The sequence below is a fragment of the Macrococcus sp. CoH-51_TC_04 genome (assembly GCF_058188655.1).
Map to the genome: position 1 here is coordinate 1 of NZ_JBVGOY010000054.1, position 284 is coordinate 284.

1 protein-coding gene is annotated in these 284 nt (G+C 68.0%); it reads left to right on the plus strand.

The window, feature by feature from the left end; all coding sequences use genetic code 11:
* Positions 1 to 17: 17 nt before the first annotated feature.
* Positions 18 to 284 (plus strand): hypothetical protein (locus ACZ2V4_RS11745; RefSeq protein WP_490514955.1); only part of this gene is annotated, 267 nt, incomplete at its 3' end.

Genomic DNA, 284 nt, shown 5'->3' on the forward strand with positions numbered 1-284 from the left:
GTCTTAGGGGGCTCATCATGACTGATCCGACACCACTGCCGGCGCTGGCCGCGAGCGACTTCGCGCACGTTTCCTACACTCCAGCTGGGTGGAGGGCCGACCCGTGGAAACTGCTGGACGCCGCCCGCAGGTGGCGTCCGATCGACTCCCGTACCGTCGCGCGCTTCGACGTTCAGCACTTCCAGGCTCGGCACGGCCTGGACCACTCGTGCGTGGCGGAGGGGACGGGCGCCGAAGCGGTTGTCGCTGTCCTCAACCACCCTCGTTTCAGGAAGGGGCCGGAG